The 6,037-nt window shown below is 31.1% G+C and carries 9 protein-coding genes, 2 other RNA genes and 1 pseudogene; 9 read left to right on the top strand and 3 right to left on the bottom strand.

Annotated features, from left to right (window positions below):
- The 3 genes and pseudogenes from Q428_RS15620 to Q428_RS15990 form a co-directional block, all read left to right on the top strand.
- Nucleotides 1-1,166, top strand: a 1,166-nt coding sequence (locus Q428_RS15620; protein WP_152539098.1) for an RHS repeat-associated core domain-containing protein, incomplete at its 5' end; no start/stop codon positions are given.
- Nucleotides 1,167-1,847: 681 nt separating this feature from the next.
- Nucleotides 1,848-2,630, top strand: a pseudogene (locus Q428_RS08510) (transposase); the annotation flags it as partial.
- A gap of 539 nt (nucleotides 2,631-3,169) precedes the next feature.
- The gene (locus Q428_RS15990; protein ID WP_242847806.1) at nucleotides 3,170-3,343 is read left to right on the top strand and encodes a hypothetical protein; all 174 of its coding nucleotides are present in this window, start codon (nucleotides 3,170-3,172) and stop codon (nucleotides 3,341-3,343) included.
- A 589-nt stretch (nucleotides 3,344-3,932) separates the two neighbouring features.
- On the opposite strand, the gene Q428_RS08505 is transcribed toward Q428_RS15990, so the two are convergent.
- Nucleotides 3,933-4,298 carry a helix-turn-helix domain-containing protein gene (locus Q428_RS08505; protein ID WP_035380023.1) on the bottom strand — a complete coding sequence of 122 codons (366 nt, stop codon included), beginning with the start codon at nucleotides 4,296-4,298 and terminating at the stop codon, nucleotides 3,933-3,935.
- 163 nt (nucleotides 4,299-4,461) lie between these two features.
- On the opposite strand from Q428_RS08505, the gene Q428_RS08500 reads away from it, so the two are divergent.
- Nucleotides 4,462-4,686: a helix-turn-helix domain-containing protein gene (locus Q428_RS08500; RefSeq protein WP_035380021.1), complete on the top strand. Its 225-nt coding sequence runs from the start codon at nucleotides 4,462-4,464 to the stop codon at nucleotides 4,684-4,686.
- Nucleotides 4,687-4,831: 145 nt separating this feature from the next.
- Here Q428_RS08500 and Q428_RS15175 read toward each other — a convergent pair whose 3' ends face one another.
- Complete coding sequence (locus tag Q428_RS15175; RefSeq protein ID WP_152539097.1) at nucleotides 4,832-5,026, bottom strand: hypothetical protein; 195 nt, start codon at nucleotides 5,024-5,026, stop codon at nucleotides 4,832-4,834.
- Between the two features lie 53 nt (nucleotides 5,027-5,079).
- On the opposite strand from Q428_RS15175, the gene Q428_RS15415 reads away from it, so the two are divergent.
- Nucleotides 5,080-5,238, top strand: a complete 159-nt coding sequence (locus Q428_RS15415; RefSeq protein ID WP_161633611.1) for a hypothetical protein — start codon at nucleotides 5,080-5,082, stop codon at nucleotides 5,236-5,238.
- Here Q428_RS15415 and Q428_RS08490 read toward each other — a convergent pair.
- On the bottom strand, nucleotides 5,235-5,447 hold the full coding sequence (locus Q428_RS08490; protein WP_035380016.1) for a hypothetical protein: 213 nt from the start codon (nucleotides 5,445-5,447) through the stop codon (nucleotides 5,235-5,237). The two genes, Q428_RS15415 and Q428_RS08490, sit on opposite strands and share 4 nt — an antisense overlap.
- A gap of 53 nt (nucleotides 5,448-5,500) precedes the next feature.
- Between Q428_RS08490 and Q428_RS15615 the strand changes: the two genes are divergently transcribed.
- The 4 genes from Q428_RS15615 to Q428_RS14890 all read left to right on the top strand — a co-directional run bounded on the left by Q428_RS15615 (nucleotide 5,501) and on the right by Q428_RS14890 (nucleotide 6,034).
- The gene (locus Q428_RS15615; protein ID WP_169734716.1) at nucleotides 5,501-5,644 is read left to right on the top strand and encodes a hypothetical protein; all 144 of its coding nucleotides are present in this window, start codon (nucleotides 5,501-5,503) and stop codon (nucleotides 5,642-5,644) included.
- An RNA gene (locus Q428_RS14895) (hammerhead ribozyme type II) lies at nucleotides 5,643-5,712 on the top strand. The genes Q428_RS15615 and Q428_RS14895 overlap by 2 nt, the downstream gene beginning before the upstream one ends.
- 42 nt (nucleotides 5,713-5,754) lie before the next feature.
- Complete coding sequence (locus Q428_RS08485) at nucleotides 5,755-5,943, top strand: hypothetical protein (RefSeq protein ID WP_152539096.1); 189 nt, start codon at nucleotides 5,755-5,757, stop codon at nucleotides 5,941-5,943.
- A gap of 24 nt (nucleotides 5,944-5,967) precedes the next feature.
- An RNA gene (locus Q428_RS14890) (hammerhead ribozyme type II) lies at nucleotides 5,968-6,034 on the top strand.
- Nucleotides 6,035-6,037 lie beyond the last annotated feature (3 nt).

Raw genomic sequence — 6,037 nt, 5'->3', positions numbered from 1 at the left:
ATAGGAAAGACCCACTTAGTTTGAATCTATATACTTACTGTCATAATGAGCCGATTATGTATTTTGATCCAACAGGTCATTGGAAAACAGTTGTTCAAAATGGAAAAACATATGCAGTTGCTGAAAAGGGAGATACACTTGGAGGATTAGCGAAAAAGCAACTTGGTGACTCAAATAAGTGGAAACAGTTAGGGTATAAGGGTGATCCAAGAAAACTAAAGGTAGGACAGAAGATAGATATAACATCAATAAGTAAGAGTACGAAATCAAAGCAAAAGGATGTAAGTAAAAAGAAAAGTACAAATAATGTTAATTCTAGTGAAGTAAAAGCAACTGCTACAAAAAAATCAACAGGAGTTGTTAATAGTGGATTGTCCTTTAGCAAATTACCTTCAAGTGCACCAACAGAAACAGGAAAAATAACAGTAGATGGAAAAACTTATTCAATATATGTGCCAAACTATAAAAATGGGTCTAACGCTGAACTGGAGAATGATGGATGGAAAACTGAAGAAAAGTTATCAAAGGAGTTTTCTATACAGAATGCTGATGTAGCCAAAGGGTTATCAGGCTTAGAATTTGAAGAGGCACCAGAAACAAGAAATGAATGGTTTAAGGATTTAAATAGGACAATGAGGTTTCATAAGAGTATGGTTTTTGCACAGTTGGTAAAAGTTATCTCAAATTCAGCAGAAAGAATACCAGTAAAAATAGTTATACAGAAAAAGGGTAATGAATATAGAGCTATTATTCAAGCTGGAGTATCAGATACACTAACTAAATATGCAGGAAAATCTATAGATGTAATTGATAATATGCAATTAGTATATGGAGAATTGTTAAGAAAGGATTTAATTCAAACATATAACTTAAATAGGTTTATTGATTATGATATAAAATATACATTTGATTCAAAACATGAAGAAAATCCATACACTCATTATTTGTCATTTAATAATGGAGCACTTGTGGCAACTCCAATATTGTATACTGGAGATAAAATGGAAATAGGACATTATAAGGAAGATGTTATATTTAAAACAAATATGGATTGGGTAGTAGATATCGATATGAGAAATGTTTTGCAGCAATCGTCTACCTTAATAAGTCATTTAAATAGCAAAATTTTGAGAGAACTAGACAAGAGAAAGTTTATTATAAAGTAAATAAAATATAAAGAAAATTACTAGTATATAGTATATTAGAAGCAAAATAAGAATAATTTTTTGTTTTGCTTTTGATAAAAAATAAAAGTTAATAAATAAAGGTGTGAGGTGAAAAAATTATTGTGAGAAAGGATAAAGTTAATGGATTAAATAAAAAAAAATTAATAGGGTTGCAGGGTATAAAAAAGTAGAGGTATTAATGGATATAATATTGGGGCTATTACTATTAATTCCATTAATTATATATTTAAAGTATTATGATATATCAGACGTATTAATAATAACAATACTTTTAGGAAGTGCAAGTTTTCTTTTTATTTTATCAGGAATAAGAATATTTAGGAGAAATAATATGAATAAATGAATAGACCAGCGAATAACGAGTATGTAAATAATTTTGTGTAAAGTGGTTTAAGTATCTCCTTCTTGGCAAAACAATGTGGGACACATAAGAACAATGTGGGACACATAAGTATTGTTCAGAACTAATGAATAATATCTCCCTTCAAAGGAAATACTAGTTAGGAATTAAACTTTGAAGGGAGATGTTTTATTACGACAAGGATTGCAAGGCAGAAAAAAGAAGATGCCATTTTTCATGTAATGGCAAGGAGTATAAGTGAAGTTGATTTATTTAAAGATAATGAGGATAAGCTTAACTAGTTAGCCTTAGTTAAAAAATATCAAAAGATCTATGAATTCAGAGTATATGGCTACTGCCTTATGGATAACCATCTACATCTGATAATAGATGCCAACGGAGCTGATATTTCAAGGATTATGCACAGCATAAATTTCTCCTATGCACAATATTTTAACCACAGGCACAAAAGACATGGACATCTTTTTCAGGACAGATTTAAAAGTAAAATGGTAAAAAGTGAAATGTATCTCGATGCCTTATCGGCATATGTTCACAACAACCCATGTGATATAAAGGGATATGAAAACTGTCCAGAGAAATATGAGTTTTCAAGCCTTTCAATATACCTAGGCTTAAGACATGACCCCTATGAACTTGTTGATGATGGCTTTATTATGGGCATGTTCAGCAAAAAAACTAAAAAAGCCAGAGAAAGCTATATGAAATTAGTATATAAATGTTCTGATAAGGTTTTTAAAGAGGAAGTTGAATTTTTAAATGAAGAAACAGAATACAGAAGTGAAAGAAAGATTTTAATAAGAAACATTAAAACCAAAGAAATACTGGAATTTATCGCAACAAAACTTGGAATTGAAAAAATAAAGCTACATACAAAACACTGCAGAGAAATAGTTGAAGCAAAGGCACTGGCTGTACTTTTAATGAGAAGTCTTTGCAACTTAAAATGCAGTGAAATTTGCCGTATCCTTGGAAACATAACCCAAAGCAGGGTTTCAAAGCTCAGCAGCCTTGGGGTGAAACTTTTAGATGATGAGAAATATAAAAATATTACATATGAGTTTATGGAACAGTATGCTTAATTTTTAAAAAGCCAATTAAATAATTTTATTTTAAAAAGTTAAAGAGATAAATGCTTTCATAAAGCATAAAGATTGGACAAGCATAGTGTAATTTAGCAAAAAAAGTGAATAAAGTTATATTAGATAAGGAAATTACAAAGCTCTATTTAATGAGAAATATGAAAATATTTAAAAAAATATATTTCACTATGTAATTACAGTAAGTATATGTCCCATATTTCATATGTCCCATATTTCACGGAGTAAGAAACCAGCTAAAGAGAAGAATAGACCATGGTGGAAAAATACCAAATGGAGCTGCATTCACCTATGTAGACTCTAAGGTAGAAAGCTACACATATTTTGAGGACGGAAAAGTAAAAACAATTAAGGATAGAAATGGTGTAATAACAAGCTTCACCTATGACATCCATGGAAGACTAAAAACAAAAACAGCAGGAACAATATCAGTTTCATACACCTATGATAATAACAGTAATATACTAACAACGACGGATATTACGGGAGTAACAACAAGAAGATATGATGAATTAAACAGGGTGATAGAAAAATATGTTCCTGATATTGGAAAAAGTGTATATCAATATGATATAATATCAGGTGTAGACATTGGAGAAATAGCAGAAAAGGTAACAGACCCGAAGGGGAATATATCACTAAATATATATGACAAAGTAGGAAGATTAAAGAAGGTAACAGCAGATGTAATATGACAAGGAAAATACAAAAAGAGAGGTACATCCGTAAAAGGGCGTGAAAAGAAGGAAAGAAAGGGGAGAACCCTTGATATAGGCGAGGTTTAAGCGTAATAGAGGTGTGAAAAAGGTTGTCTAAGTGGGATTGTCATTGTCAGAGGGAAAACGGATAAAACCACTTAAAAGGTTGTGGATAACCTGTGGATTATATATTAATAAAAGAAACCGTTAAAAAGCATTAAAAAACCGTTAAAATATTAAAATAGAATAATGTTAAGAATGTTAAAAAGCCGATAAACAGTGAGTTTAAAGGCTTTTTTTATTACGTAAATATTTTTAATGATAGTATTAAAAAACATCTACTACATTTTAAATTTTAATGCTTTTTTATCGAGGAACTCAAGGAACTATTTTTATAGTGTCGGGGAACTAGTTCCTCGTTAAAGATTTTTATATAAGCTATATAAGTTTTAAAGATATTAAATAAGTTTTTAAACATCATTTTAATTGGCTTATTAAATTTTAAAAGTAATTTGTTACTATTAAAAACATAAAATAAAGCAGCCTTTTACTGCACTTAATTACTTATATGTAAAATTTACATATATTAGGTTGCCTGTTTTATTGATGATGAAGGAGTTTTTTCCTTCGCAAGATCATCTTCATACTCATATAATTTCCCTTTAATAATAGCTTGCTGTTTAAAATTTAAACGTCTAAAAATATTTATCATTTCTATTTCTTCATCTGTAAATTTTGGTTCGTAAGAAATTTGTTCTTGTGATTCTCCAGTTAGAAGATAATTAATATTTATTTGTAGCAAATTTGCCACTTTCAAAACCTTATCGCAAGATGGTGAATTCTTGTCCCACTTCCTTATAGTTCCTTGTCCAAAACCAAGTTCACGCTCTATTGAAGCTAGTGTCATATTTTTGTTTTTAGCAGCATTATTTATACGTTCTACCAATGACAATATAATCCCTCCCTAAAAAAATGGTATATTTAACATTTATACTATTGACTAATGGCAAATATGCCATTATAATAAAAGTAACCTATTACAACAAATAAATTATATCATACCAATAGTAGTACTAAAACAATAATTGTAAAAAATTGCAAAGGAGGTTTTGAACATGGCAAAACCATATAAGGAGCTTACTCCATTTGGAAAGTGGGTGAAGATAAAGCTTATAGAGAAAAACATGACGGTAACAGAACTTGCTGAGAAGGTTGGAACTACAAAGCATAGAATAAGCGAGATTACAAGAGGGGTTATACCAGGGAACAGATATAAGGATTTAATAGTAGATGTGCTTGCGGATGGTGAAGAAGAAAGAAAAAAATTGAAGGCTTCCTGAAGGAGGTGGTAGGACATGGAGGAGTTGCTAAAAGAGGTACTAGTAGAGCTTAAGAAGATAAATGAATATATTGATATTCAAAAAGCTAAGACCGTAATCAATATTAATAATAGCTCTACTAGTAAACAAAATCAGAAAGAAACTTCTACTTATCAAGAAGTTTTGACAACTTTTCGTCAATACTTGCAAGAATAGTAATTTTAACTTTTTCAGCAGGACTACATTGTTTAAGGTTTGATGTTGCTAGTAATATATCAGACTCTTGGCTTTCCTCACAAATGCCAAATATGCAGTCGTATTTGTCACAAATTTCATAGTTATTACATTTTTCACGTGGCATAAAAATCACCTCCCCCCAAGGAGATTATACCACAAAGAAAGGAGCGTTAAAAAATGAAAGAAAAAAGAGCAGCTGACCATGGAGGGCAAGTCCAAAGCCAGCAGCAGAATAAAGAAGAATATTGGGAAAAAATAAAAAAAGTTCTGACAGAAGAGACCGAGAAAGCAGTGAATGTAGGTCTCAGCGATATAGAAGATATTAAGCTAGGTTAATCTTCTGAAAGAAGTTTAATCAGAGCTTGTTCACAAGTTTTCACAGAATACTTGTATGTTTTTAGTAGAGATTTTGAAATAAATTCAGTTGTAGAAAATTCAGGATTATCTTTATTTGTATCAATTATGGTAATTAACTCTTTTAAAAGCTTATGTGAATATATTTTATAGAGTTCATCAAATACACTTGAAATATCTGCTTTTTTCAAATTAAACACCTCCCATCAAGGAGATTATACCACAGTTAAAGGAGCATTAAGAGATGGTTGAAGTAGTTATTCCAACTGATAAAAAGAAGCTAAAGGCTCAGATAAAGGCTTTAGAGTATCAGATTAAAGCGGATACAAATCCAAAGGATAGGAAAATACACAAGGAAGCTCTTAGGAAACTTAAGGAAGCTTTGTAGCCGAAACAGGGGAGAAGATCCTCTGTCTACCAAGGATGACCTCTTGGTACTGAAGATGGCAGGTCAGAAAGGAAAAAAATATGGAAACATTAAAAGAGCTGAAATTAAAAATGCTCAACCTTTTAGTTGAGCAGGCGGAAGTCCTTGCAAGGATTAACGCAGAACATTTTAATGAAATGGAGCCTGAGCAGGCAAGAAAGAATGCCGTAACCATTCTTTCAATCTACCAAGAGGTAGAGATGTATCTTAATGAAATTAACCAGCTAGACTCCAATAATAGTTTAGCAGATGAGGACTAAAAATTCAACAGGCAACATAAGGAAAACCGAAACAAGGGTATGTCCCTTGTCTGCTGAGGATAACCTCTCAGCACTGATGAGGTAGGTTAAAGAA

The organism is Fervidicella metallireducens AeB (assembly GCF_000601455.1).
Taxonomy (GTDB): domain Bacteria; phylum Bacillota; class Clostridia; order Clostridiales; family Caloramatoraceae; genus Fervidicella; species Fervidicella metallireducens.
The sequence above is the reverse complement of the archived record's forward strand: the minus strand, read 5'-3'. Positions and strand labels throughout refer to the sequence as shown.

What these genes read in the sequence shown, in the direction of transcription:
- Q428_RS15175 (WP_152539097.1), bottom strand. Translation starts at nt 5,026, where the DNA reads ATGCCACGTGAAAAATGTAATAACTATGAAATTTGTGACAAATACGAC.
- Q428_RS15615 (WP_169734716.1), top strand. Translation starts at nt 5,501, where the DNA reads ATGGTTGAAGTAGTTATTCCAACTGATAAAAAGAAGCTAAAGGCTCAG.
- Q428_RS08500 (WP_035380021.1), top strand. Translation starts at nt 4,462, where the DNA reads ATGGCAAAACCATATAAGGAGCTTACTCCATTTGGAAAGTGGGTGAAG.
- Q428_RS08485 (WP_152539096.1), top strand. Translation starts at nt 5,755, where the DNA reads ATGCTCAACCTTTTAGTTGAGCAGGCGGAAGTCCTTGCAAGGATTAAC.
- Q428_RS15415 (WP_161633611.1), top strand. Translation starts at nt 5,080, where the DNA reads ATGAAAGAAAAAAGAGCAGCTGACCATGGAGGGCAAGTCCAAAGCCAG.